The organism is Niallia sp. Man26, assembly GCF_022049065.2.
Classification (GTDB): Bacteria; Bacillota; Bacilli; order Bacillales; family Cytobacillaceae; genus Niallia.
The window spans coordinates 53,330-78,520 of the sequence record NZ_CP095744.1; the positions used below are offsets into that span (position 1 = coordinate 53,330).

At 34.0% G+C, this 25,191-nt stretch carries 33 protein-coding genes; 25 read left to right on the plus strand and 8 right to left on the minus strand.

Translation table 11 applies throughout. The features are described 5' to 3' along the window. Nucleotides 1-69: 69 nt before the first annotated feature. The gene (locus L8T27_RS19690; protein WP_237942463.1) at nucleotides 70-489 is read right to left on the minus strand and encodes a CBO0543 family protein; all 420 of its coding nucleotides are present in this window, start codon (nucleotides 487-489) and stop codon (nucleotides 70-72) included. Between the two features lie 116 nt (nucleotides 490-605). On the opposite strand from L8T27_RS19690, the gene L8T27_RS19695 reads away from it, so the two are divergent. Next, a complete protein-coding gene (locus L8T27_RS19695; RefSeq protein ID WP_233315473.1) occupies nucleotides 606-1,022 on the plus strand; it encodes a hypothetical protein in 417 nt (138 codons plus the stop codon). Between the two features lie 37 nt (nucleotides 1,023-1,059). Then, complete coding sequence (locus tag L8T27_RS19700) at nucleotides 1,060-1,602, plus strand: RBBP9/YdeN family alpha/beta hydrolase (protein ID WP_233315472.1); 543 nt, start codon at nucleotides 1,060-1,062, stop codon at nucleotides 1,600-1,602. 39 nt (nucleotides 1,603-1,641) lie between these two features. Here the strand turns inward: L8T27_RS19700 and L8T27_RS19705 are convergent, their stop codons facing one another. Then, nucleotides 1,642-2,565 carry a substrate-binding domain-containing protein gene (locus L8T27_RS19705; protein ID WP_237942465.1) on the minus strand — a complete coding sequence of 308 codons (924 nt, stop codon included), beginning with the start codon at nucleotides 2,563-2,565 and terminating at the stop codon, nucleotides 1,642-1,644. Nucleotides 2,566-2,714: 149 nt separating this feature from the next. Here L8T27_RS19705 and modA point away from each other — a divergent pair, with 149 nt between their 5' ends. From modA to L8T27_RS19735, 6 genes are all read left to right on the plus strand, one after another. After that, entirely contained in the window at nucleotides 2,715-3,524 is an 810-nt protein-coding gene (gene modA / locus L8T27_RS19710; RefSeq protein ID WP_237942467.1) for a molybdate ABC transporter substrate-binding protein, read from the plus strand. A gap of 5 nt (nucleotides 3,525-3,529) precedes the next feature. Continuing rightward, nucleotides 3,530-4,186: a molybdate ABC transporter permease subunit gene (gene modB, locus L8T27_RS19715; RefSeq protein WP_237942468.1), complete on the plus strand. Its 657-nt coding sequence runs from the start codon at nucleotides 3,530-3,532 to the stop codon at nucleotides 4,184-4,186. An 80-nt stretch (nucleotides 4,187-4,266) separates the two neighbouring features. Then, a complete protein-coding gene (locus L8T27_RS19720) occupies nucleotides 4,267-4,482 on the plus strand; it encodes a hypothetical protein (RefSeq protein WP_233315468.1) in 216 nt (71 codons plus the stop codon). Nucleotides 4,483-4,620: 138 nt separating this feature from the next. Further along, entirely contained in the window at nucleotides 4,621-5,256 is a 636-nt protein-coding gene (locus L8T27_RS19725; protein WP_233315467.1) for a LysE family transporter, read from the plus strand. Between the two features lie 250 nt (nucleotides 5,257-5,506). Beyond that, nucleotides 5,507-6,106, plus strand: coding sequence for a histidine phosphatase family protein (locus L8T27_RS19730; protein ID WP_237942469.1), 600 nt, complete (start codon nucleotides 5,507-5,509; stop codon nucleotides 6,104-6,106). A 674-nt stretch (nucleotides 6,107-6,780) separates the two neighbouring features. After that, nucleotides 6,781-7,479: a hypothetical protein gene (locus L8T27_RS19735; RefSeq protein WP_237942470.1), complete on the plus strand. Its 699-nt coding sequence runs from the start codon at nucleotides 6,781-6,783 to the stop codon at nucleotides 7,477-7,479. A 211-nt stretch (nucleotides 7,480-7,690) separates the two neighbouring features. Here L8T27_RS19735 and L8T27_RS19740 read toward each other — a convergent pair whose 3' ends face one another. Further along, complete coding sequence (locus L8T27_RS19740; RefSeq protein ID WP_237942471.1) at nucleotides 7,691-8,140, minus strand: rhodanese-like domain-containing protein; 450 nt, start codon at nucleotides 8,138-8,140, stop codon at nucleotides 7,691-7,693. Between the two features lie 112 nt (nucleotides 8,141-8,252). Here L8T27_RS19740 and L8T27_RS19745 point away from each other — a divergent pair, with 112 nt between their 5' ends. The 6 genes from L8T27_RS19745 (at nucleotide 8,253) to L8T27_RS19770 (ending at nucleotide 12,644) form a co-directional block, all read left to right on the plus strand. Further along, nucleotides 8,253-9,134 (plus strand): LysR family transcriptional regulator, encoded by an 882-nt coding sequence (locus L8T27_RS19745; protein WP_237942473.1) that lies wholly within the window; start codon nucleotides 8,253-8,255, stop codon nucleotides 9,132-9,134. Nucleotides 9,135-9,399: 265 nt separating this feature from the next. Continuing rightward, the gene (locus L8T27_RS19750) at nucleotides 9,400-9,579 is read left to right on the plus strand and encodes a hypothetical protein (protein ID WP_233315462.1); all 180 of its coding nucleotides are present in this window, start codon (nucleotides 9,400-9,402) and stop codon (nucleotides 9,577-9,579) included. A 98-nt stretch (nucleotides 9,580-9,677) separates the two neighbouring features. Beyond that, nucleotides 9,678-9,989 carry a DUF6980 family protein gene (locus L8T27_RS19755; RefSeq protein ID WP_248574489.1) on the plus strand — a complete coding sequence of 104 codons (312 nt, stop codon included), beginning with the start codon at nucleotides 9,678-9,680 and terminating at the stop codon, nucleotides 9,987-9,989. A gap of 331 nt (nucleotides 9,990-10,320) precedes the next feature. Continuing rightward, nucleotides 10,321-11,118 (plus strand): phosphotransferase enzyme family protein, encoded by a 798-nt coding sequence (locus L8T27_RS19760; RefSeq protein ID WP_237942477.1) that lies wholly within the window; start codon nucleotides 10,321-10,323, stop codon nucleotides 11,116-11,118. 84 nt (nucleotides 11,119-11,202) lie between these two features. Next, nucleotides 11,203-11,640 carry a GNAT family N-acetyltransferase gene (locus L8T27_RS19765; protein ID WP_237942480.1) on the plus strand — a complete coding sequence of 146 codons (438 nt, stop codon included), beginning with the start codon at nucleotides 11,203-11,205 and terminating at the stop codon, nucleotides 11,638-11,640. A 170-nt stretch (nucleotides 11,641-11,810) separates the two neighbouring features. Then, on the plus strand, nucleotides 11,811-12,644 hold the full coding sequence (locus tag L8T27_RS19770; protein ID WP_237942482.1) for a hypothetical protein: 834 nt from the start codon (nucleotides 11,811-11,813) through the stop codon (nucleotides 12,642-12,644). Between the two features lie 658 nt (nucleotides 12,645-13,302). On the opposite strand, the gene L8T27_RS19775 is transcribed toward L8T27_RS19770, so the two are convergent. Continuing rightward, nucleotides 13,303-13,611: a monooxygenase gene (locus tag L8T27_RS19775; protein ID WP_233315457.1), complete on the minus strand. Its 309-nt coding sequence runs from the start codon at nucleotides 13,609-13,611 to the stop codon at nucleotides 13,303-13,305. 15 nt (nucleotides 13,612-13,626) lie between these two features. Beyond that, nucleotides 13,627-14,547, minus strand: coding sequence for a DsbA family protein (locus tag L8T27_RS19780; RefSeq protein ID WP_237942484.1), 921 nt, complete (start codon nucleotides 14,545-14,547; stop codon nucleotides 13,627-13,629). Between the two features lie 173 nt (nucleotides 14,548-14,720). On the opposite strand from L8T27_RS19780, the gene L8T27_RS19785 reads away from it, so the two are divergent. The 4 genes from L8T27_RS19785 (at nucleotide 14,721) to L8T27_RS19800 (ending at nucleotide 17,858) form a co-directional block, all read left to right on the plus strand. Continuing rightward, the gene (locus L8T27_RS19785) at nucleotides 14,721-15,290 is read left to right on the plus strand and encodes a TetR/AcrR family transcriptional regulator (protein ID WP_237944095.1); all 570 of its coding nucleotides are present in this window, start codon (nucleotides 14,721-14,723) and stop codon (nucleotides 15,288-15,290) included. A 748-nt stretch (nucleotides 15,291-16,038) separates the two neighbouring features. Then, entirely contained in the window at nucleotides 16,039-16,248 is a 210-nt protein-coding gene (locus L8T27_RS19790) for a hypothetical protein (RefSeq protein ID WP_237942486.1), read from the plus strand. A gap of 50 nt (nucleotides 16,249-16,298) precedes the next feature. After that, nucleotides 16,299-16,856 carry a histidine phosphatase family protein gene (locus L8T27_RS19795; RefSeq protein WP_233315451.1) on the plus strand — a complete coding sequence of 186 codons (558 nt, stop codon included), beginning with the start codon at nucleotides 16,299-16,301 and terminating at the stop codon, nucleotides 16,854-16,856. A 141-nt stretch (nucleotides 16,857-16,997) separates the two neighbouring features. Next, nucleotides 16,998-17,858 (plus strand): phosphotransferase, encoded by an 861-nt coding sequence (locus L8T27_RS19800; protein ID WP_237942488.1) that lies wholly within the window; start codon nucleotides 16,998-17,000, stop codon nucleotides 17,856-17,858. A 42-nt stretch (nucleotides 17,859-17,900) separates the two neighbouring features. Here L8T27_RS19800 and L8T27_RS19805 read toward each other — a convergent pair whose 3' ends face one another. Beyond that, entirely contained in the window at nucleotides 17,901-18,446 is a 546-nt protein-coding gene (locus L8T27_RS19805; RefSeq protein ID WP_237942490.1) for a PadR family transcriptional regulator, read from the minus strand. A gap of 303 nt (nucleotides 18,447-18,749) precedes the next feature. Here L8T27_RS19805 and L8T27_RS19810 point away from each other — a divergent pair, with 303 nt between their 5' ends. The 5 genes from L8T27_RS19810 (at nucleotide 18,750) to L8T27_RS19830 (ending at nucleotide 22,050) form a co-directional block, all read left to right on the plus strand. Next, a complete protein-coding gene (locus L8T27_RS19810) occupies nucleotides 18,750-19,487 on the plus strand; it encodes an alpha/beta fold hydrolase (RefSeq protein WP_237942492.1) in 738 nt (245 codons plus the stop codon). Nucleotides 19,488-19,506: 19 nt separating this feature from the next. Next, nucleotides 19,507-20,163 carry a hypothetical protein gene (locus tag L8T27_RS19815; protein WP_237942494.1) on the plus strand — a complete coding sequence of 219 codons (657 nt, stop codon included), beginning with the start codon at nucleotides 19,507-19,509 and terminating at the stop codon, nucleotides 20,161-20,163. 117 nt (nucleotides 20,164-20,280) lie between these two features. Next, nucleotides 20,281-20,865 carry a hypothetical protein gene (locus L8T27_RS19820; RefSeq protein ID WP_237942496.1) on the plus strand — a complete coding sequence of 195 codons (585 nt, stop codon included), beginning with the start codon at nucleotides 20,281-20,283 and terminating at the stop codon, nucleotides 20,863-20,865. Nucleotides 20,866-21,025: 160 nt separating this feature from the next. Further along, the gene (locus L8T27_RS19825) at nucleotides 21,026-21,574 is read left to right on the plus strand and encodes a DUF4240 domain-containing protein (RefSeq protein WP_237942498.1); all 549 of its coding nucleotides are present in this window, start codon (nucleotides 21,026-21,028) and stop codon (nucleotides 21,572-21,574) included. 92 nt (nucleotides 21,575-21,666) lie between these two features. After that, on the plus strand, nucleotides 21,667-22,050 hold the full coding sequence (locus L8T27_RS19830) for a DUF3221 domain-containing protein (protein WP_237942500.1): 384 nt from the start codon (nucleotides 21,667-21,669) through the stop codon (nucleotides 22,048-22,050). Nucleotides 22,051-22,302: 252 nt separating this feature from the next. Here the strand turns inward: L8T27_RS19830 and L8T27_RS19835 are convergent, their stop codons facing one another. Next, entirely contained in the window at nucleotides 22,303-23,091 is a 789-nt protein-coding gene (locus tag L8T27_RS19835; protein WP_237942503.1) for a PhzF family phenazine biosynthesis protein, read from the minus strand. A gap of 141 nt (nucleotides 23,092-23,232) precedes the next feature. On the opposite strand from L8T27_RS19835, the gene L8T27_RS19840 reads away from it, so the two are divergent. Beyond that, nucleotides 23,233-24,024 (plus strand): aminoglycoside phosphotransferase family protein, encoded by a 792-nt coding sequence (locus L8T27_RS19840; protein WP_237942504.1) that lies wholly within the window; start codon nucleotides 23,233-23,235, stop codon nucleotides 24,022-24,024. A 94-nt stretch (nucleotides 24,025-24,118) separates the two neighbouring features. Here L8T27_RS19840 and L8T27_RS19845 read toward each other — a convergent pair whose 3' ends face one another. Continuing rightward, nucleotides 24,119-24,328, minus strand: coding sequence for a hypothetical protein (locus tag L8T27_RS19845; RefSeq protein WP_237942506.1), 210 nt, complete (start codon nucleotides 24,326-24,328; stop codon nucleotides 24,119-24,121). A 179-nt stretch (nucleotides 24,329-24,507) separates the two neighbouring features. Between L8T27_RS19845 and L8T27_RS19850 the strand changes: the two genes are divergently transcribed. Continuing rightward, nucleotides 24,508-25,086, plus strand: a complete 579-nt coding sequence (locus L8T27_RS19850) for a DUF6944 family repetitive protein (RefSeq protein WP_237942508.1) — start codon at nucleotides 24,508-24,510, stop codon at nucleotides 25,084-25,086. The last annotated feature ends 105 nt before the right edge of the window (nucleotides 25,087-25,191 follow it).

The following is a 25,191-nucleotide window of genomic DNA, read 5'->3' on the forward strand; positions in this document are numbered from 1 at the left end:
TAAACCATAGCGAGCTTATGCTTAATAAGGATAATAGCCAAGCGACCCAAGGTTTCCATTTATGTACAGCTAATAAAGAAAAAGTAATGATGTAATCAAAAAGGACCAGCCAAGAGTCCAGCCGTAATGATGGAAAATACTTTTATTCACATAAGCAATTATTTCAATACTTTCAAAAATCACAGCCCATAATATAATCCAACCAATTCTATGAAAGAAAGAAGAAGGAAATCGTCCTAAGAACACAACAATAACAGACGGATAAATAAAAAATGCGATTGCGGTGCTAATTAATGTGTGGGTAGGGAGAATAAAGTGATCAACCCAGACAGGGTGAAACTCCCACACTCTAAAATCATGAAGTAGGGAAGCGTACAGCAAATCACCAATTATCCAAAATAATAATGTCGAATACCATTCATTAAAACGTCTCCAAACACCAAAAAATAAACTAATGAAGATAAAAAATACAACAAACATTGTTTGCATAATTGCATAAAAACCCCTAAGTAAATGTATTTTGTATTTATTTTCAGCTTACAGAAATATTATTATGCAATATTTGGATTACAGCTTTTTAAATCGATTGTTAGGGGGGGCTTTTTTTGAAAAAGAGTAACTGTTTTTTCATAAGTCTTGGTTTATTAGTAATTTTGTTGAGCGGCTGTTTAAGTAATGACAGATATTATATAGTCGTTGAAAAACGTGCAGGAGAAAATGCTGATTACAAGGAATTCAAAAAGATCACTAAACAAAAGCAGATTGAAAGAGTGAATCAGATTGTAGGCGGATTAGAATGGAATAACGGAAGTATAGATATACGCCCAGCAGATTACAGATACAGTGCGCAGTCTGATGATTCTGACACAGAAATTAAATCATTAAGCTATGATATTTGGCTAAATGACGAGAAAGATAAAGTAGAATTTATTGTCCCATCTTCTGAAAACCAATATATGCAACTAAACAGCGACGATAAAAGGTCGGCAGAACTGTTTGAAATACTTATAGAGGAGAAATAAATAAAAGACACAACGGCATAAAAGGAGAAGAATAATCTTGGATAAACTATATTTGATAGATGGATTCGGCGGCTCACCTGATATAAATTGGCTTGCTGATATTAAACAAAACTTTAAAGATTTTTTAGAGATACTAGTAGTGGAATACACGACTGTCTCAGTTGCAGATGTAAAACAATGGGACAGTGACTTAGACCGAGCTGTCAGCAATGCGCAAGATGCGTATTTTGTATGTCATAGTTTAGGTTGTGTTACTTTTTTAAGATTTCTTCTTCGTCATCATATACAGATAAAGGGAGCGGTGTTTGTATCAGGATTTGCACAAGCAATTAAAGATTTTCCACAATTCGATAATTATATGGATAACTTAGATTTAAACAAAATCACGCATTTATTAGGAAAGTCTTTTATAATATCCTCTAGAACAGATCAGATAATTGATTGGCAGATAACGAATGTGTTAGCAGAAAAATTAGGGATTCCATTTATTTTATTGCCTGATGGAGGGCATTTTACTTCAGGTGAGGGTGTAATTGAAATGAATTGTGTTAAGGATATCATTCGTTCTCAGTGGCTTTGATAGACATTAAAAAGGAGACTGCAAAAAATGCAGTCTCCTTTAAAATGTTTCATAAACAATATCTCCAGTTCTAGAAATATCATAATCTCTTAAAAGTTGTATTTCATCCCGAAAGTGGGCAGAGTTTAAAATATCTTTTATTGTCTGGATTAACGGTTCATTTTCAGGAGTTTTTAACATAACTAAATCGTAGCTTTCTGATATTAACGGTACAAAGTCGATTCCGACCATTTTTGCGGCTTTTTCAATTCCAACCCCAACATCAGCCATTCCATTTGCAACAGCTGTTGCTACACTATAATGGTTCGATTCTTCCTTATCATATCCATTTACCTCACTTGAAAGGATATTGTTTATTCTGAGCTGTTCATCAAGGAGAATTCGTGCTCCTGAACCTTTCTCACGATTGACGATTTTTATGTTTTTTCGCTGTAAATCTGTCCAAGCAGTCAAGCTTAACGGATTGCCCTTTTGAACATAAAAGCCTGCTTTTCTTGATAAGAGATTAAGTAAAATAAGGGGGCGTCCGACTAATATTTTTTTTAAATAAGGAACATTATAGTCTCCAGTATCTCCGTCAAACATATGTAAACTAACAATATCTCCTTTGCCATTGTACATGGAAATCAGGCTGTTTAAGCTTCCCGTGTAGGAACGCAATGCTTGATAAGATGAGTGTTTCTCCATATATTTACTCAGAATATCAAGAACCATGTCTTGTCCGCTTATTACAATGGTTTTCGCATCAGTTTCGCCTTTCGGTACAGTTACAGAAAGGTTCGAAGTTTGTTTTGTTTTATGGTTATTTATATAAACATCTAAATCTCTTGAATCAATCCTCATCTGCCTCCCAACACGGAAAACTGGGATATCTCCTTTTTTAACCATATCATATAAGGTAAGCTTGGAAACTTTTAATAGTTGAGATACCTCTTCAATCGTATAAGAAAATTCTTTTGACATTGTGCACCCCTCCATTAATATTTTAACGTAATCGTTAAAAAAATAATTAAGTAAATAAAAATTTATAAAAGTTTTCACAATTTTCGATTTAGCAATTAGTTATAATTAGTTATAATCAATTATAACTAATTATAAGAAGGGGATAAAAAATGAAGAATTACTATCGTTCCGTATTAAGTGTGCTTTTATTATTGATTATCCTTAGCGGGTGTTCAGCAAACGACAAAACGACTGCAGAAAATAGTAATAAACAAGATGCTAGTCAAGATAAAGTGGAATTGACGGTCTCTGCTGCTGCGAGTTTGCAAGATGCTTTGACTGATATTAAAGCAGACTTTGAAAAGGAAAATCCAAACATAATCCTCCATTTTAATTTTGGCGGATCAGGAGCATTGCAGCAGCAAATCTCCCAAGGAGCACCTGTTGACGTATTTGTCTCGGCAGCAGAAGATAAATTTCAGATTTTGGTGGATGATGGACTTATTGAAAAGAGTGACAGTACAGATTTAGTTGGAAATGAACTTGTATTGGTAGTCCCTAGAGATTCGGATAAAGGGATTAAGAGCTTTGAAGATTTAACAAAGACAGGTAAGATAGCTCTTGGTACGCCTGAATCTGTGCCTGCAGGACAATACGGTAAGGATACATTAGAAAGTTTAAATCTTTGGACTAAGTTAGAGGATAAAGTGATTTACGCCAAAGATGTGCGCCAAGTACTTACATATGTTGAAACAAATAATGTGGACGCCGGGATTGTATATAAAACAGATGCATTAACTTCCGATAAAGTGGAAATAGCTGCAACTGCAGAGGAAAGTAGCCATGATCCGATTATTTATCCAGCAGGGGTGATCAAAAATAGTACTTACTATGCAGAAGCAAAGACCTTCTATGACTATTTGCAAGGTGTTAATTCCTTAAAAATATTAGAACAATATGGTTTTAAAGGGATGAAGTAAAAAAGATGACTGCTGACTTTTTAGCACCTGTTATATTATCAATTGAAATTGCAGCTGTTTCAACATTATTTGTCATTGTATTTGGAATAATATTCGGGAAACTGATGGCAGGCAGAAAATTTAAGGGAAAAGTATTAGTTGATACAATTTTACTTTTACCTTTAGTACTGCCTCCAACGGTGGTAGGTTTTTTATTAATTATTATTTTTGGCCGGAACAGCCATGCAGGTCAATTTATCGAATGGGTTTTTAATCAGCCGATAATGTTTACTTGGTGGGCAGCAGTGATTGCTTCTACAGTTGTTGCATTTCCTCTTATGTATCAGTCATCCAGAACAGGCTTTGAAGCGATTGATGCAGATATAGAAAATGCAGCACGTGTGGATGGAGCCGGTGAATTACGTTTAATGATGTTTATTTCCATTCCGCTCGCCTTAAAGTCAATTGTGTCTGGAGCAATCTTGAGCTTTGCAAGAGCATTAGGGGAATTCGGAGCAACCTTAATGTTTGCAGGCAATATCCCAGGAAAAACACAAACAATCCCAACAGCTATCTATGTTGCTATTGATTCAGGCAATATGGACATGGCTTGGCTGTGGGTAACGAGTATAATAGTTATTTCGTTTTTTATGTTGGCAGTTGTATATTTTATAAGGTCTTAAAGGATATATCGCCCTTATTTGTACTTAAGCGTAATTAACCTCGGCAGCATATAATAAACAAACTGTAAGGAGGAATTATTATGCATCCGAGTATTATTACTGGGTTAAATGGTGGTGCACTTTATCAAAACTTTCCGAATCCATCATATGGAGCTTGGAATCAAAAGCTGCTTGGAGTCACACCATATCACTATATGTTAGGAGGGCAACAATATAATATTGCTCCAAGACCTCCAGGGGCACATCCTTTTTTTCCTTATTTAGGACCAAATTTGCCGGTAACATTTAGAAGATAATTTTAACCAGTTAGTATAAACTAACTGGTTTTTTCTTTAATTTGTCTATTAATCTTTTATTTTTATTGAATTTTATGTATAATAATGCATATAAAACGGACGTAAGAAGCTATTCTTTAAGTTGAAAGAAGTGTTTATGTGAGTTTGTATTTTGCTTATGTAATGGTGGGACTTGCTATTGCAATGCCAGTAGGTGCAATTACAGTTGAAATGACAAAGCAAGGTTTGAAAAATGGTTTTATGCATGGCTGGGCAGTTGGTATTGGCGGAATGACAGTTGATCTGATCTTAATATTTGCCCTGTATTTTGGATTAGCAAAAGTTTTGGCGATTCCTTTTATTCAAATGCCATTATGGATAGTCGGGGCGATTTTCTTATTCTTTCTAGCCTATGATTCCATAAAAAATGCCGATAAAGATATAACAATGGCAGGGGAGAAAGCTAATAAATCACTTTTCAAAACATATCGTAATGGTCTGCTTGTAGCTGTTTCTCCTGGGAATTTAGTGTTTTGGATTTCGGTATTTGGAGCTGTTTTAGCAGATTCATATGAAGGCAGTGATTCAAACAGCTTTATTATTGTAGCGCTAGGAATTATCTCAGGCATTTTATTACACGATATTGGCTTACTGACAATTGTGTCTTTCACCAGAAAAATAATGAACCGCCAAATGATTAAATGGACTTCCATCATTGCAGGCATTTTATTATTTGGATTTGGGTTTTATTTCTTATATGAATTCTACATAGGTATTCAGTCGCTTTTTTCTTAAAAGGTAATGTAAAGGTAAAGACAGCTGCTAACAATTGCAGCTGTCTTTTTCATGCTTATTTGTCATTTTTAGATTTTAACGTAAATAAAGATATAGGGAAAGTGTTATTAAGATGTACTTTGAGAGTTTTAGGCAATGATTTAAGAGAATTATGATAACGCTTTTTTTCGATTTAGAGGATAATTTTAATAAGGTAGTTGAAATGCTATTGACTAAAAAGATGTTCTTTATAAAAAAGAGGGGGATACACGTGAAAAAGACATTATATTTAATGAGACATGGTCAAACATTGTTTAATTTACGAAAAAAAGTACAAGGCTGGTGTGATTCACCGCTAACAGAATTGGGGATTAAGCAAGCAGAGGCTGCTGCAGCTTATTTTAAAGAGCAAAATATTGTCTTCGATCAAGCTTATTGCTCCACCTCAGAAAGAGCAAGTGACACATTAGAGATTATTACAGATTTACCATATACAAGATTAAAAGGGTTAAAGGAATGGAATTTTGGGACATTTGAAGGAGAAAGTGAAGATTTAAATCCGCCTTTGCCTTACAATGATTTCTTTGTACAGTACGGAGGAGAAGACCAGAAGGAAGTACAGCAAAGAATGGCTGAGACATGTCAAAAAATAATGGAAGAAGATAATGAAGTAGTGTTGGCAGTATCCCATGGGGGAGCATGCCGAAACTTTATGAGAGTTTGGGAACATACAAGCACGATCAATCAGCTACAGAAAATTGGAAATTGCTGCATCATGAAGTTTGAATATGAAAACAAAGAATTTAAACTAGTGGGAATTATCAACCAGAACGTTAGTGATGTAAAAGGTGAATTACCAGTTGTTTCTTAAATTCATGTGAAGACACCCTGTAGTTGGGTGTCTTTTTTGTTTTGAAAAAATTATTGCGTATGGTGGTAGTATCATTAGGAACCATCCACAGCTCTATATGACTTATTTATCAGTGAACTGCAAAAAACAGAAAAAGAGATATAAGAACTCCTGTGATGTCAGGGGTTGTATTTATATTTCAAGGTTACTATAAAGGAATGCCCTCATACTGTCTACATTACACAAGCTGCCTTAAAGGGAACTATGGGAACAGAAATATTAGCTTGAAAGAAAAAATAATATATTATCAGTAATATCAGGTCATGGTAGGTTCATATTTGTGTGAACTTTAGGTAAATACTCACCTTAGTATAAGTTTTAATAAATACCAATTATATGTTAAAGTCGAATTATAAATTAGAGTAGGAGGAGGTTCAAATGGACATATATCTTATCAGTACATAGTGTCACCGCCCCTCCCTGACGATATGTCAAAAATTAAATTCCTGTTCAAGGAATACAATGAACCATTTAAAAGAAAACCAACCAGCCTTGAATTTGTCATTACTGTAGCTGAGTAATTATTAAAATTTCATTTTAGTTAGCTCTTTATTAATGATGAAGTGACTGATTTTCTTTATATTAAAAAGGATTTTAAAGAATTACTAACATGTCAGAGGCAAGGAGGATGTGATATGAGACATATTTTAGGTGGGTATTATATTATTTCCTCATCAGAACGGCCTGAATATTTAGATAAAGAAGTTATTCCAGAGCTAATATACTCAGCGAGTGAATGTCTATGTGATATTCATCCTGATATAAATATCTTATGGGCTAGTTCTAAAAAGAGCAAAAAAGAATATAGTGAAAAACTGCGAATATCTGAAAATACTTACTATCATTTAGAAGCAGAGGTTGAAGAAATGTTTGAATTAGGTGAAATTACTTATCCAAATCTATTTACAACTGTGGCTGTTGCTAGAAAATATAAACAGAAATATTTGAGTAATTTACAGAATACCAAAATTTTTGGTATTGGTTTGCCAGAAGGATTGGTACATGAGTTTATTGCAGAAGAAGAATCTGAAACTAAACCGGAAGAAAACCAATATGTACTAGAAAAGAAGCTTTTAAATAAGAATTTGATGTCAAAAGCAGATTGTAAGATGTTGGGCTATGAAATCCTTGGATTCGAAAGTGGGAAATTTCACTCCTATTTGTGCAACGGACTGGAAAAGGATTTTAAAGAGAACTTTAGATTTACTTTAAATGAAAATGGCTTTATCAGCTCTTTAGAAGAAGCAATCAGCTATTGTCATTATTGTAATGATGAGGAAGTAGAAACCGAACCAGTTTTGTGGCTGCCTTGGGCAATATATGAATATAGATAACTACCACTTATAGAAAAATTGCTGAATCTATGAGGACCTTTTTAAATCAAGGTAGACATGTAATGTTGTTAATAAGCAAATAATGAATCCCCGAAATATTTGAAAAAACTTCTTGATAAAGTATGTTCATAAGTTGTTAAGATGACTGTGCAATAAGGAACCTTAGAATAATATTTTAAGGTTCCTTCTAACTTTATATGGGGAACAGGAGTTAATGTTTATGGGCCCAATACATAGGCGCTTTTTCACCTAATGTCCCGCTTACTGCGCCGCCTTCTTTCCGCCAGTATTCAAGCCCGCCGATCAATTCTTTAACTTTAAATCCTAATTTGGACAGTTTAGCACATGCTCTTGTTGCACCATTGCAAGCTGGTCCCCAACAATAAACTACGATTAGTTTATCTTTAGGTAGTGTACCAACAGTACGATCAGATATTTTATTTCCTGGAAAAGAAATAGCCTCCGTAATATGACATTCTTCATAAGCCAATTCATCTCTAACATCAATAACAGTCAGGCCTTGGTATCCCTTTTTCAAATCAATTAATAAATCAGCAACATCTGCCTCAAAGGATAGTTTTTTCATAAAATGAGCATAGGCTGCTTCTGGTTCACTTGGCTGAATGTCCAATGTTAATGAATATCTAGGTTCTTTTTTCAAAATAATTCCTCCTTAGTTGATTTCTTCTTCAGTATAAATGGAAAAAGTATTCGCTGATCTGATAGTTATTGATTTATACTATCAATAATACTGATAGTTAGGGTGTGAGAAGATGGAGCTGTTATACTTCAAAACATTTATTCAAGTTGTGAAAAGCGGCAATTATACACGCGCTGCGTATGTATTGGACTATGCACAATCAAGTGTTACAACTCATATTCAAAAGCTGGAGGCACTTTATGGGGGAACGCGCTTATTAGAAAGACATGGGAAATTAATGAAATTAACTCCATCAGGTGAGCTTCTTTATAGCTATGCAGAGAAAATGCTCGCATTATTTGATGAATCACAGCAAAGATTACAAAACCAAGAAGTAAAAACGATAAGAATTGGGTCGATTGAATCGTTAGCAATTTATGAACTGCCCGCAATATTATCCGAATTTAAAAAGCAGTATCCTGATGTAAAAGTGCAAATCATTCCTGATACAGAAGCAGTAATAATTGAAAAAATTTATAATAAAGAACTAGATTTTGGACTAATAATTGATAAACCATTTGTGTCAGAAAGAATCAACAGTCTCTCTATTGAAAAACAAAAAATGAAAGTCGTATTACCTCATGATCATATTTATACAGGAAAGTCATTATTTACGTTGGAAGACTTTAAGGATGAAACAGTTATTCTAACAGAAGAAGGCTGTACATACAGAGCTTATATATTGAATCAGTTACAAAAAAATCATATTGAATTTACCTTATCTATGGAGCTAAGCAGCATTGAAACAATCAAAAAAGCGGTTCAGAATAAATGGGGAATCGGCTTCTTGCCTGAGTTTAGTATGGAAGACCATGATCAAGTTACCGGGATTCCTTTTCAGGATGAAAATTTCCATTTTTACAGCCAATTACTTTATCGGAAAAGCAGCTCTGACATTCCTGTCTATCAATACTTCATAAATCTCTTTGCAAAAAAGTCTAGGTTTCCTCAATAAAGTTTTTTTGAAACTTCCATGATTTAATAACCGTATTACTAGCACCTAATCATGGAGGATGTTTTTTTATTATAGGTAATGTTACAGTCGGCTGGGGAATAATGTTATGTTAACTGCAAATTATGCTGCATTATCTTACACTTCTAAAATATTCCTGTTATCTTGATGCTTTAAGGATGTTTGGCCTCATTTTATATAGCGCAGTTCAAAAACTTAAATAAGAAATATTAACAATAACTTGTTGAAATGGATTAGGAGGGAGTATATGAAATTATTAAGTGCTGTTATATCGCTTTGCTGCAGTTTTTGGATGATTATTTATTTATACGGATTGAAAGAAGTGAGTTCTGCAAAATATAATTCTATTTTTCAAATACTGCCATTAGTGTTAATTGCGATAGCCATTTACTGTTTCTATGCCTATGGAAGGGAAAAGGAGAAGTGAATCTATATGAAGGTTGGTATAGGTGGTCCGAAGATTTACATTAAGACTATTTTCTTGAGAATAAAGAACATACTTTCTTTAGGAGAAAGGAAACTTACATGAGTAAACACTGCTGTGAAATGATGACAGGGCAAATTAATTATAAAGGTGAATTTCATACAAACGAATCAGATTGTCCAGACATTTTAGTAAGTTATCATGAAAAATTTGATGAATATGGCTTAATTATCCATGATGGAGGAAGTTCGAGTATACAAATATTTTTCTGTCCGTGGTGCGGTACAAAATTACCAGAATCAAAAAGTGACTTATGGTTTGATACATTAGCACAATTAGGGTTTGACGATCCAGTGGAGCAAAATATTCCAAAGGAATTTCATACAAATAAGTGGTATACAAAAGGTAAATGAGAGATTTTATGTTTACGGAGTATAGAGACTTATCGAATAAACGGAATAGTTCTGCAAATTGATTCACATAATTAACATCTTTTGGTAATATGAAGTAGAGATGTAAAGAAAGGGGAATCTATACTGCACATGTGGACTTTGTAATGATTATCTAATTGATAGAGTAGTAACGAAAGTTTATAAGTCTGTCTGTAATCATTTTCGGGATTCATGGTGTGGACAATAGAAACTCCCGTTTTCAAAGCAGATACTTTTCTAATCTGCTTTTATTTATGAGTAAAAAACATCGCTATTGTCACATTCATAAATACCCTAATGGGGGGTTTTTTTAATGACAAATCAATTTGAAAAGGAAGAAATATTAACAGGCGGTAACATTTCCAATGTCTATCGTGCAGGAGATACTGTTCGCCGTGAACTAAAAAAAGAAAGCAGCAAAATTCATAAATTATTAAACCATTTAGAAAATAAAGGGTTTGAATATGCTCCAAAGTTATTAGGCATAGACGACAAAGGTCGAGAGGTTTTAACATTTATTGAAGGAGAAGCGGGAAAATATCCTTTGAAAGAGTATATGTGGTCTAATAGTGTTTTAGCAGAGATAGCAAAAATGCTTCGTCAATATCATGATGCTGTCAGTGATTTTCCGATAACAGATGAATGGGTTCCTATGGTTAATACTCCAGATAAGATGGAGGTTATCTGTCATAATGATTTTGCTATATACAACATCATTTTTCATGACAAAAAGCCAGTTGGGATAATTGATTTTGATGTCGCTGCACCTGGTCCGAGACTTTGGGACATAGCGTATACTCTATACACATGCGTTCCTTTAAGTCGACTTTATCACAACGAAAATGGAGAGGAAATCTATTATAATTCTATAAAAGATGCCGAACGTATTAAAAATAGAGTGAACGTGTTTTTTGAAGCTTACGGGATCGAGGGGCTGAAAGAGAATTATTTAGAGATGGTTTTGCTAAGGTTGGCTGGGTTATGTAAATATATGATAAAAAAAGCAAATGAAGGTGATGTTGCTTTTCAAAATATGCTGAAACAAGGACATCTCGAACATTATCAAAAAGACATTATATTTATTCGTGAACATGGAAACGAGTGGAATTAGGAAGGTTATCGTAGCGTCAGTTTTTGACGCTATTTTTTTAGATAATCTGAATATTATTAAAAGAGACAGACAGGGGGAATTCAAGTGACATTGCAAATTACGAGAGAGGTAAATAAAAAAGATAAACAATACATTGAAGAAGCACTGTACAAGTATAACCTAAGTCATTTTCCTAAAGATTTAGGAGGCAGATACGAAGAAATATGTCTGTTTCTGAAGGACGATAAAGGAACAGTCCGTGGCGGAATCCTGAGTGAAGTATGCTGGAATTGGTTAGAAATCCATACATTTATGATAGATGAAGACATGAGAAAATCTGGTTATGGTACGAAATTATTAGCAGAGGTTGAGAAAATAGCAGTGGAAAAAGATTGTGATTTCATAAAGGTAGATACTTTAAGCTTTCAAGCATTAGGCTTCTATGAAAAGAATGGTTACCAAGTATACGGTACTTTAGATAATGTGGGGAGAGAACATAAGCATTACTATTTGAAAAAGGAATTAAAGGAAGGGAAACAATGAGTCAATCAGTGAATGTTAAGATGTGGACTGTTTGTATGATTCGGAAAGAAGAAGGTTTAGAGGTTTAGGGTATGGATTTAATTTCTTTATTTGTTACACTCTGCAAGTAACTTATGGGTGATTATATCAATGGTGTAAATTATATTCCATAACTTAAGGGGGCTATCAAAATGAATACTAATTTTGGTAAATACGAAGTACCAGCCACGCTTCAAAGATTAGTTGAATTAGAGAAATTACTTAGTGATCCTGAACAATTTTATCTTGGTCTTCATTTTTACCTTTCTCTAGAAAACGATATTAGATATTTCAATACTCCAAGTGATGTAGTTGTTTTTGGAAATATTGGTGTAGATGGTGTTCATTATGGATTCCTTACTGATTATGGTCTTGTTATGAATCTTGAGAAGGCACCTATAGTTTGTGTCTGTCCCGTTGACTTTGACAGGCCAGTCCGTATTATTGCCCAAAGCCTCAGTGAATTTTTAAGATTAAATGTTTCGAATAGTGAACTGTTTTATAATGAATTTAATAGTGAAGGTGCTTATTTAGCAGCTAGAGAACAATGGGAAGAAGAGGAAGCACACTCATTTTACCACCAAACAAAAAATGAGAAGTTAACTCAGGAAAGGGTCGAAAATTATTTAATGAATAATTTTCAATTACCTTTTATTGAGAATCCGTTTCGATATATTCAAGAGGTTGAATTGGAGCGAAAAAGAAATGTAAGTATTGCTACACAGGATGGATTAGGCATTATTACTCCACTACTTCCATGTGAAAATCATAAACCATTTGAGATTAATAAGGAAAAAGATTTGGATTTGAACTTGTTGCGGGAAAATCTTAATTCTGCACCAATTGCCTCACGACTTGCAGTGTTTAGGGACATACAGTTTAATTATGTTTTGCAAGATTACCCAGAACTAATTCAAATAGTAATAGAGACAATGGTCAATTTAGGTCTTATTGATGAAGTCAATCGATTATCCGAAAGTATCTAATTGAAGCCGTCTAAAAAGAACCGTTTTTTTATTTATGAGCAAGTCTTCTATTTTTAATAGGAATGTCAGAAATCAAAAACTACAACGAACGGAACAGCGAAAAAGGATACTAAAAAGAAAATTTTTTATTGAGGGATACTAAAGCAGAGTGCTATTTACAATTATTATATTTATCTAGAAATTCTTCGTACATTTATGCTGAAATATACCATTTATAAATGGGGAGTTCTGATGCCTGCAAACAACCTTTCGTTTTCTTGTATAGCTTTCAATATAGCCTTACTTATACTTGCCTTTACACCTGTCACATATATAAATGTTTTGTTTCTTTTAAGTCCGATGTTTGCTTTTGTGGAGTCTTACTTGGAATAGGAGGATCGTATTAAAAGAATCCTTTCTCAAATCAGTTCTTGCTATTGTATTAAATATGGCTTATGTGCCGTTTTTCTTCGAACTTTTTAAATGGTGAAACTTCTTGCGACTGTATCTGTCAGCAAGGAAGAATGACTAAAGTACAGTGGGAAAACACATGAATGGATTGCTTATTATATTTCTTCATACGAATCAACAAAGGAAAGATGTTATGAGCTGATAAATGAATATATGACAGATTAAAAAAGGGCTAGAGAAAAGGGGATGTCCTTTTCTCTAGCGTTGTTTATTGTGAATTTATTCCTTTTGTAATTGCTGTTAATTTCGTATTAATGGAGAAAATTTTAGTGTTAATATTAGTAATACCAAAGCTATCTAACCTTTTAGAATGCATCTCTAAGTAACTTTGAGCTGTTTCTTTTGTTTGAAAGCAATAGATACCACCAGCTTCACGCGATTCCTCGTTCTCTGTCCAAATCTTCCACAGGAAACCTTCTTCTTTATTAATGCTTTCTGCCAGTTCTGAAAAAGCTTCCGCCATTTCATCACCAAAGGGACCATTCATGTTAAAATCTATTTGTAAAATATATGCCATTTTATTCTCCTTAAGTTAATATGCTGATAGATAATAAGCTTCGCCTAGTATTTCCTTTTCTTCGTAACTATCTGAGGAAAGTTCTTTTTTTATAAAAGAGTGAATGTCTGTTTGTTTAATGCTATACATGATTTCCAGTTCTTTTGAGAATAACAGCTGTTCCTTCTTTAGTAGTTCTGAAAGAGAAGGCAGAGTCTTTGGTTGGAGTTTATCCTGATTGAGCGCTTGCTTTAGTCCGTTTATATAATATTCTAATGGACGCGCACCAACAACTTTTACACCTTTATTATCTTTATTAACAATGATAATAGATGGAAATCCTCTCACTCCTAAACTAGCCGCTAAATGAAAATCTTCGTTGAGAAGATTTTTTCCAATCTCCTGTTGAGCGTCTTTCAATATAGATTTTCCATCAAGATTTAATTTATTTACTATATCTAGGAGCACAACAGGATCTCCAATATTTTGATTAAAAGCAAAAACTGCTTCTCTCGCACGGCGCAAAAACTCGGTTGCTAAAGAATCATCTCTTTGCTGAATAACTTTAAACACTATCGATGGAGGGAAAGAAGACTGTATCGGGTTATTTAGCCAAAGTGAGCCATCTATTGGCATGCGGCTATGTTCACCAACTTCGCGCCAATGATCTGCAACGTCAGCTGGTTTAGAAATACCATTTGCACTGTCACTAAAATCTTCCCATTTTTCTAACAAGCCGCCCATTATCGTATGGAAATTAAAGTAGTTACCATATTGAGAGACAAAACGGCGAAGTACTGGTTCCAGTGCCCAGCAATGAGAACAAATTGGATCTGTTACATAGTATAAATTAAGGGATATATCAGACTTGTTAAAATCGATTACTTCCATTGCTTCCTCTTCAGCTGCCCCACAAATTCCTGTTTCCAAATCACAAGCCATTGGGTTTTTACTCATATTTACATTTCACTCCTATCATTCTAATGATTATTTAGCAAGCCAAGAAGCTGGCTTAAAGTTGATTTACGATATTATGTTAGTACATAATGAAAAACAACAATACCAATAAAAATGAATTATTATCGTATATACGACATATTCAGCTATTTGTCTAAAAAGGAGAAACAATGATGAAAGAAACAAAAAAGGATTTACGGTATGTTCGCACCCGTAAATCAATTATGGATGCGTTTATCGAAATCTCGGGGAAGAAGGATTTTAAGGATATTACCATAAAGGATATTACGACAGAGGCTATGATAAACAGAGCAACATTTTATTATCATTTTGTTGATAAATATGAATTGCTGGAAAAGGTACTGTCCGAGGTGTTCTTAATAAATTTAAATGATGAATTAATAAAAAGATATATACTGAATGAAGAAGTTATTATAAATATATTTACAGCAATAACTAATTTTCATAGTACTTTACATAATCGCTGTCATCTCGGCTATGAAGATACCATTGCATGGATTATTAAAGAACAGCTTGAAATTATCTTTTATAAAATGCTGCAAAAGCAAGGTCGAGCAGAAACTAGCACAAAAGTTTCCGCTGTTTTGTTAAGCTGGGGAATATATGGAGCTGCAATGGAGTGGAGCAAGAACAGGGATTTACAACCAGAAGAATATATTAAGTTTTCAATTCCTTATTTTGAGAATGGCTTTTATAGTAGTGATACCGATAAAAATAATTAAGATACATTCATTCCACATCCTGTAGAAAAGGTGATAACAGTGTTACCGCAATAGCGATTATAAAAATATCAATCATGAGATAAAATGTATATTAATTGTATATATGTGTATTTTTGTATAATTTTTCATCATTTAGTAGTTTTTAAATATGTTGTTGTTATATCATAATATAAGTTAGATAAATATATTTTAGAGGAGGATAAACAAATAAATACTTATTTAAGTACAAATATTAAACATGGTAAGGTTTTTAGATTTGGGAAAAACTTTATCCTTAAAAAGGTTTGGTCACAGTCATGAGTAGCATCGTCGCTATTATAGTTATAGTTGCCTCAATTATTGTGGTGTCTAATTATGTGAAAAAGTTAAAATTCACTAAATATCAAACAAGTAGTGTTAAGCCATATTTTGCACGTGCTGGTGTAGGGATTATACCCGTTATTGTATTGTCAACCATGCTTTATATTCTTTTGAATTTTATTTAAAGCGAATAAGTTTATATCAGTTTTATACTGTTTAGGGATTTCCATCTGTTTCTAATGAATACCTCTAGACTATTAACTTCATATAACTTAAAAAGACTGCCTCTATAGTGGGCAGTCTTTTTAAGTTGGTAAATAATAGTTTAGCTGCAGACATAAAAAAGTTAATTTTCTGTCAAATTACAAGATACTTAGATGTATCAATATGGTAAAATTGTTGGTAATTGGAGATTGTTTATCACCCCTTGAATACAGGAGGAAAATGTATGAATGAAAAAGCAAAACATAAAATCCACATGCAAAAAAAGGTTCAAGGAATATACAGAGAGATAAAAAAACAGAAAGAAATAGAACAAGATGACAATATTATCGGAAAAATTATTGTAAACCTTTGTGTAGTAATCATTCTGTTCTTTTTTATAATGAGTACATTATTTGATCTGGGGGTTCAGTTACCAGAGTTTTTTGGGGTATAAAATGTATGCGGAAATTTTTTAGTAAACTTTAAAGTTTAGGAGAGGTAATATTGCTAACAAATTTGTATTTTGTACGCCACGCTCACTCTATTTATTCTTCTGATGAATCAGGGAGGCCTTTATCACAAAAGGGGCTGGCCGACGTAAAAAAAGTAACAGATCTCCTGAATAAAGAAAATATACATGTGGTTATTTCTAGTCCTTATAAGCGGGCAATTCAAACTGTCAAGGAAGTTGGCCTAAAGAGTAGCAGAGAGATAATTATTGATAACAGCTTTAAGGAACGAATGCTTTCAAAAAATGCTGTAGAGGACTTTCAAACGGCGATTTCGAAATTATGGGAAGAGCCATCTTTTTCTTGGGAAGGCGGAGAATCGAATTTAATTGCACAAAAACGTGGAGTCTATGCAACGTTAAATACCTTGGAAAGATTTAAAGGTAAAAATATTGTAGTAGGATCACACGGTAATCTGATTGCTTTAATAATGAATTATTTCGATAAACAATACGATTTAAATTTCTGGAGAGGTTTGGATATGCCGGATATTTATAAATTAAGCTTTGATAAAACAGTATTGAAAGAGGTTGTTAAAATCTGGCATAGGTAAGAGATGTTCACTGGGACTTTGAAGGTATAGTTGAAAAAGATACAGTTATTTTTATTACAAAATGCAACCAATTGTCTTTAACAGACAGCAGTATGGATTAGCCATTATAAAAGAAGATAAAATCACGATATAGGAGAAAATATGGATATACAAAAAGTAATAAAGCTATTGCTGCACAATAACATTCTTCATGAAGCACCACTTGATTATCATAGGTTAAATGGTGGAACGGTAAGTGAGTTGTATGTTCTAAACCTTGATAATAGTAAAGTGGTAGTGAAGAAAAATCAGCCAAAGATAGTGGAAGCAGAGGCAAAGTTTTTGCAATGCTACAAGGATAATTCGTTACTACCTAAGCTTTTATTTGTTGAACAAACAAATGGATATTTTGTTTATTCCTTTATTGAAGGCACTGTGAATGACAAGAGAGTAAATAAAAAAGATATGCTACAAAAGCTTGTGCAAGGTCTTTTAAATACATATACCCCTGTAGCAACTGAAAGTGGGTGGGGTTGGGCTGATGAGCCATCGGTATCTTGGGAAGATTTTATTACCGCGGAAATGAAGGAAGCGAATGACATTTTACAGCACTATTTAGACAACTATGTTTATCAGTACATATTGAATGTTGCTACTAAAAGAAGCGGTGAAAGAAAACAATATTTATTGCATGGCGACTGCGGTGTGCACAATTTTATCTTTCATGACAGGCAATTAGCAGGTGTTATTGATCCAACCCCAGTAATTGGCGAACCTCTTTATGACTTAATATACGCCTTTTGTTCGAGCCCAGATGATTTGACGAAAGAAACGTTCAACAGTGCAGTAGGATTGCTAGCAAGCAAACATAATCTGAACGAAGCTTCTCTTTATGAAGAAGTACTTATTGGATTATATCTTCGTCTTGCAACATGCATAAAGCATCACCCAAGCGCTTTAGAAGACTATTTGACTGCATGGAATTACTGGGTCAGGATAGTTGAAGAAATGAATAGGAAATAAAAAAGCACAGAGAGCAATTATTGCCTTTGTGCTTTTACTCTTTTAGTTGTTATCCGAATTATGGTTGTGTAAATATTCCTTCACCCATTTGCACCAATTTAAATACATTTCTGCATAACGGATACCATATTCTGAAGTTATTACAGAGCCTAAATTTGTGTTTGGAGATTTTTCAGAGAAGTTTTCCTGCCATTCTTTTGTCATGCTCAGCACTCTTTCCTCTCTTGTAATAACTTCGTCTAATAACTGAATAATTTCTGCTTTTGACATAATATCAAATGCTGCTGCCTTAATTAGAAATTCATCCTTTATTTTGGCAGGCTTTAATGGGCTATGGAGTATCCAATCCAATAATTCTTTTTTTCCCGTATCCGTAATCGTATATATTTTCTTATTAGGTGAAGAATTTTGGATAATAAGTTCATGCTGCAGCAACTCTTCGTTTTCTAATTTATGAAGCTCTGTATAAATTTGACTATGGGTAGAGTTCCAAAAATACACTACCTGCTCTTTGAAAATATTCACAACCTCATAACCGCTAACAGGTTTTTTTGCAATTATTCCTAATAAAGCATACCGTAAACTCAATGTATCCCACTCTTTTCCATTCTTATAATGTTATCAAATTATACCATAACTCCTTGTCTAAGTTGAATAAAGGCATATATTATTATATTATTAACATATGTCATTTTAGACATATGACTATTTAGGTTAGGAGTGAAGATGTATACAAGTGAATAAAATTACTAAAGGATTCTAAATCCGAAGTTAGTAATTGCTGTTTTAAGTTATAAGGCTAACGGAAATATTAACTACTAAAGAAAAAACTAGAAAGGGCAAATAATTGCCGCAATTCATCCATGTTTAGGCAATTAAGGTATTAGACATATGAAAAAAATATTTAACAAAAAAGTTCTTCTTGCTTTACTAATCGTTATTTTATTAGCTTTTTCAGCATTTTTTGTCTGGACACAGATCACTTATGAAGCAATTGATGATCCAGCAATTAAGATGGACAATAAATATTCTAAGGATGGTGATTGGCTAATTTATGGAGATAAGGACAGTACAACAGGTATCATCCTTTATCCTGGAGCAAAAGTGGAACCTGAAGCTTACGGTTACTTAGCACAAGAGCTTGCTAAAAATAATATGCTGGTAGCTATTCCGAATGTAACATTGAATTTGCCTATTTTCGATTATAGTAAAGCTGATGAGCTGATCGGTGAATATAAAGGTGTGGAAAATTGGATTTTAGGCGGACATTCAATGGGCGGAGCGGCAGCTGCGATGTATGCCGATAAGAATATTGATAAAGTTCAAGGGCTAGTATTATTAGGTTCTTACGCAGCTGAAAATGAAACGCTGTCTAGTTCCAGTCTGCCAGTGCTATCCATTAGTGGTTCAGAAGATGGCTTAAGTACACAAGCAAAAATTAAAGAAAATAAACCTTATCTGCCTGATACTGCTGAGTATGTTGAAATCGCAGGTGGAAACCATGCTCAATTTGGTGTTTATGGTGAGCAGTCTGGCGATAATGAAGCCAAAATCAGTGTGAAGGAACAACAAGATAGTATCGTAGACAATATAGAAAAATGGGCAGAAGAGCATAATTGGACTAAATAATTCGAGTAAGGAGTAATGTATGGACAGTTTGTTATTTTTGCTATTTACGATTATATACTTAGTTATCCTTATTATAATCCTTAAAATATTAAAAAAATCTTCTATTTTAAGCCTGTTTTTCCTATTACCAGTCGTAATCGGCCTTTTATACGATAATGGTGTTATTACACTAGGGAAATTTCTTGGAGAAGGAACGCTAGCAGAGAACTTAAATCTCCTGCGCTTTCTTCTTCATGCACTATTCACACCTTTTCTGGTCTTTTATGCATGGGCTGCGATAAAGAAAACAAACAGCCGTTTTGCTCAGAGTGTTAGTTTTCAAATAGCGCCTTTTATCGTAACGCCATTATTAATACTAATAGAACTTTATACAGAAGTGGTTGGCCTGAGAATCGTTCCTAAGTGGGAGTATGGTGTTCTTTCATACAGTTCAGAGCACAGCGGCGGGCCGCCTATTATGGTTATCCTTGTTTCTATTATTCTTTTGATTGCTGCTATTATCGTTCTAATTAAACAAAAATGGATTTGGTTTTTTGTCGGAGCTTTTTTAATGATTGTTATGAGTGCCGTACGAATACCAATAAACAGTAATGCTGTTACTAATCTTTTTGAAGTCGTTTTAGTAGTATCATTGTTATCAACAAGTTTATTCCAAGCAAGAAATCCAGTAAAGTAATAGAAGTTTATTACCCCTCTTTTATAAAGAGGGGTTTTGGGCTGTTTCAATAGATTTAATGAAACCATTTTCATACGTTTCCGTATATATAGGTAATACTTATTCGGGGGTTTTAATATGATAAAAGTAATTCCTTGGCAATATAAAGCGCTTTCCTCTTTTGATACGATTGTAAATATGCAAGATGGCAACGGAAATGTAATAGGTACTATTAGATTAGAAACAGAGGGGACAACTAAAAAATTAGCAAAAAGAAGTATTCTTGGCCAAAAAGAGGTTTTTGTCAGACAAAACCATATCACAATTCAAAATGCTTCGGAGACAATAAAAATAAAAGCGACATGCGATACAAGCATGTCATCAGCAGCTAATCGTGTATTAAATAGAGAAGTGGATTATAAAAAGGCTGGAAGCAGCCAAACCATTACACTCACATATCACAATGAAACCGTAAAATATTTCTACGAATTTCCCTTTAATGATGAGATTTATCAACTATTTTTTGATGATGATGGCTTAACATTTGAGATTTTAAAGGACAAATCGTTTGTGGCAAAATATCAGCATCACAGTGAGGATAAGCATAGCTTTGAAGTAGAGTCAGCATATGAAGAGGATTGTTGGTTATGGCTTACTTTGTTCATACATTTACATTATAACTTTAATAGAAATAGAGGTATTGTATTTAGAGGATTATCCTAATTATGTGTAACTTGTTTATTATATTATAAAGCTGGTTCTTTATGAAAAGAGTCCGCTTTTTTTTATTTACAATAACTTAAACAATATTGAATTTATGGTGGAAGGAAGTCGTTTACAATATGTCGAACATAAACTTATAAAACATAATGGAGGTTTTATAGTGGAACAGAAGGACTTGTGGAGCTTAATAGAATTGTCTAAATCAGGTGATGATCAAGCAGAATGGATAATTGAGGAACTAGCTCAGAAAAAAATAGAGGAAGTGATAGATTTTGAATGTCATTTCCAATCACTGATGAATAGCAGTTATCAATCTCGCCTATGGGGAGCGGCATATGTATTAATGGGCGGATGTTCTGACGATGCTTTTGATTATTTTCGAGGATGGCTGATTGGACAAGGAGAGGAAGTGTTCAATAAAGTATTGAAAGACCCTGAGTTTCTAGCAGAGTATATCAGCGAAGATAATCTTGACGAAGAAGGTTTCCCTCAAAATGAAGAATTGCTTTCTGCTGGCTTAGATACTTATAGTCTCATTAAAACAGGTGATACAGAATGGAATGATAATATTTATGATGAGTTTCTAGAAGCACTTGATCAGAAGGGCTTACAGCCTGCAAAAGAAATAGAGTTTGATTGGGAAGAAGAAGATTTAGAGGGTTTATTTCCAATACTATGGAAAAGGTTTGGAGAAGATCCTCTTGGATGAATTTACATAAAGGGCATGTTTTAGACACTGCCGCGGCGTGTTTTTAATTAATTGGAATTGACGCTGTTTAAAATGGTGGAGGTGCTGTGACTTTGAAAAAACGAAGAAAACTTTTTTTTATCATTGCAGCAGCGATATTAGGACTAATAGCAATAGGTGTTTTGCTATTTTTCACTGTCACCCCGATTTATCATGGTACCGTTTTAGAAGTTCAGCAAAATAATCAGCAAGATAGGCACCCTTCCATATGGGTTAAGGAATATTCCCCTGATGACACCACAAATAAAACGAAAAGAGAATTAAGGAAGATGTATGAATACCAAGGGATTGTTTTTGATATGCCAGCCTATATTCCTGATAAAGTAATAAAAAATCTATCTCAAGGTCAAGAAGTGAAAATTTACTATAGTGGGATAGTTGAAGCTTCTGCTCCTGGCGGTGGTGAAGCTTATTGGGTAACCATTGTAGATGAATAGGAAGTATACAGAAAAGTTAGCCGTGTTTTTAGCAAACCAAATTAATATTCTTTTTTGGAAAAGGAGTTAATACGATTGAGGCACGAAGTAATTAAAGCAACAATTCTTTTAAAAAACCAAAAAACAATCAGCTATTAGATTGTCCATTGGTTATTTGAGTTACAGCTTATATTGCTTCCATTTTTTTGGGAATAAATATATAACTTTCAGTACAGTGCTAACTATGCATGCTGGGATAGAATATCACCCCTGTTAATAGTCTGCTTCTAATTGCAATTCTGCAACAGAATAGAGTACAGCATAGCCGCTGATTCTGACTCTCTCACCATCCAGCTTGCAATATAAAGTTCCGCCCCGCTCAGATAGATGTCTTGCTACCATTTCTGTTTTGTTTAATTTTTCTGACCAGTAGGGAATAAGCTGGCAATGTGCAGAGCCGCACACAGGATCTTCGTTAACATTTAATTTCGGGAAAAAAGCTCTTGAGACAAAATCAAACTGATTGCTTTTAGCTGTTAAGATGACACCGACTCCGTCTTCTATTTCCTTCAGTGCAGTGAAATTAGGAGTTGCTTGAAGCACATTATTTTCATCTTCCAAAACTAACATAAGATCTCTCGCTAAATAGGCTGCAACAGGAGTAACGCCTAGTGCGTTTATTATATTATTAGAGATGTCTATTTTAGCTGGCATCCTGCTTGGAAAATCCATTTCAAATAATTCTCCTTTTTTTAATACAGTTAAATCACCGCTTAGTGTTTGGAATATCCATTGTTTTGCTTCTTTCGTATAAAAATTGGCTAAAACGAAAGCTGTCGCAAGGGTAGCATGGCCGCACAAATCAATTTCTCCTCCTGGTGTGAACCATCTTAAATGATATTTATCACCGGTTTTTACAGCAAAAGCAGTTTCTGATAAATTATTTTCTTTGGCAATTAACTGCATGAGATTATCAGAAGGCCATTTCTCTAAAATACACACAGCAGCTGGATTTCCTTCAAATACTTTTTCAGCAAAAGCATCGACAAAATAACATTTCATTACTATTAGCCTCCTAAAGGTTCGAATAATTATAAATATTAAAATATCATGTAGCTTGTATGCAATCAATAGTAAAAGTGAAATTTGTAAACAGCCATAAATTATGGGGAATTATTTCATAATAAATAAGGGGGGATTTGAATGCAGCCTATCAAAACTACGGAAATTCCAGCTGCTATAACAGATTATCTTAAAAATATTAAATCAATTAAGTTTCCTCGGCAGGGATGCACCTCAGATGTTGGAATAATTGAAAGTACACAAGGAACTTATGCGCTAAAAAGGGCAAAGGGTGACCTATATTGCTCATGGCTGGACAAAGAAATAGTTGTTTTAAACTGCTTAAGTAATCAGACAACATTACCTGTTCCAAAAGTGATAAAGTATGTAAAACAAGCCAAGCTAAATGAATGCTGGGCTCTTCTTGAATTTATAGAGGGAGAAACAGTGAGAGCGGCTTTATCGAAAGAAGAAAATAAGGAGCAGAGGCTAAAAATATTGGTTAATTTTGGCGCAATTTTAGCTCAGATTCATGCCACTCCATGTCCTGGTGAACTAAGGAACACGCATTGGCTAAGCCGCATGCTAGAGGAGGCGGATTTCTTCCTAGAAAATTATCAGGTGGATGGAAGTAAGGAGTTATTAGAAAAAATGAAGAAAACGAAACCTACAAGCTATGTATCAACGCTCATTCATGGAGATTTTACGATTGATAATGTATTAGTGTCTGCTGGCGAAATAACTGGTGTCATTGATTGGGGACGCGGGGATTTTGGCGATCCAAGATATGATGCAGCCTTAGCTGTACAGCCAAGAACCAATATTTTTGATGAAAGAGTAGATAAAGAACTATTTTTTAAAGGATATGGAGATAATATTATAGATAAAAATATTTACGATTTTTATGTAAATGGATTGTATGAATTTTTTTAATGCTCCCCTCTCTTCTTAATGAGCCTATGAAATAAGCTCGATATGGTAATAAAGCCTTCACAGTAATGTGAAGACTTTATTGGATGCCACAAAATTATTTTTCTAATGCTAGCATATTCATTTGGATGGAATAAGTATTAGGAGAAAAAGCTATAGATATATTTTCATTCGATTCATCAATTATGCTGAAATAGCCTTGATTAGAATCAACCAGTCTTTCTTTAATTTGATTTTTTATTACTTCTAAATATTCCTTTTGTTTGTCATCTATTTCGATTGCTATTTTCAAAGTAGGATTGTTCATATTTTTAAATCCCTCCTAATTAGTTTATAAAATCATTATGGCCCATACATGAAAAGGATAAACAATATTGCTAATACGGACGTCCGAAGCTCTGCACTCGTTAACTAGAATCACTCCACTAACCAAACAGCTGCCTGACGAATAAGATACATCAATTACTTTATTTGGAATGGTGTTATATGAACGGTCATTGGAAAGAAATAACTGGTTCCCTTCTTTCTACAATTGGTACGATCCAAGCTGCGATTGGGAGCACTCCTGATTTTCATTTGAGCAAAAATCAAAACTATGAACTCCGCTTAGTGGGTAATGTGCTGCAGGCTTCTGGGAGTGCATTATCTGCTTATGGTCAAGGAACCGTATCGTTAGAAAAGATCGGGGACGAAATCCAGGCTGTTGGTAATTCGACAGTCATTACTGGTCTGATCCTTTATGGAACTTCTAATACAGAAACGGAGCAAAGACTTATTATTACTGGTAACTGGCTTCAAGCTTTAGGGAGCTTTGTGGGTCTTGCCGATGAATTCTTTGATTCAACAGAAATGGGCAGGGCAGAGAATATTATCGGTAATCTGCTGCAAGGAATCGGCAATTCGTTACAAGCTGTAGGTGGTGTGCAAGCGTTAAACACAAATAACTTAAACCAAGGTAAAACAGGGGTTGCTGGCAGCTGGATACAAGCTGCAGGTTCTGTCATCTCCCTTATTGGGCAAATACAAGAGGAGCTGGAGGAAATTCGACTTAATATTAATGAATAAATTATTACAGACTATTAGTAGTTGTTATATGTAGATTCGTTGGTCAAAAATCCAAAACAATCAGCTTACTTTAACTTTTGGACATATTTTTAGGGAAAGTAAGGG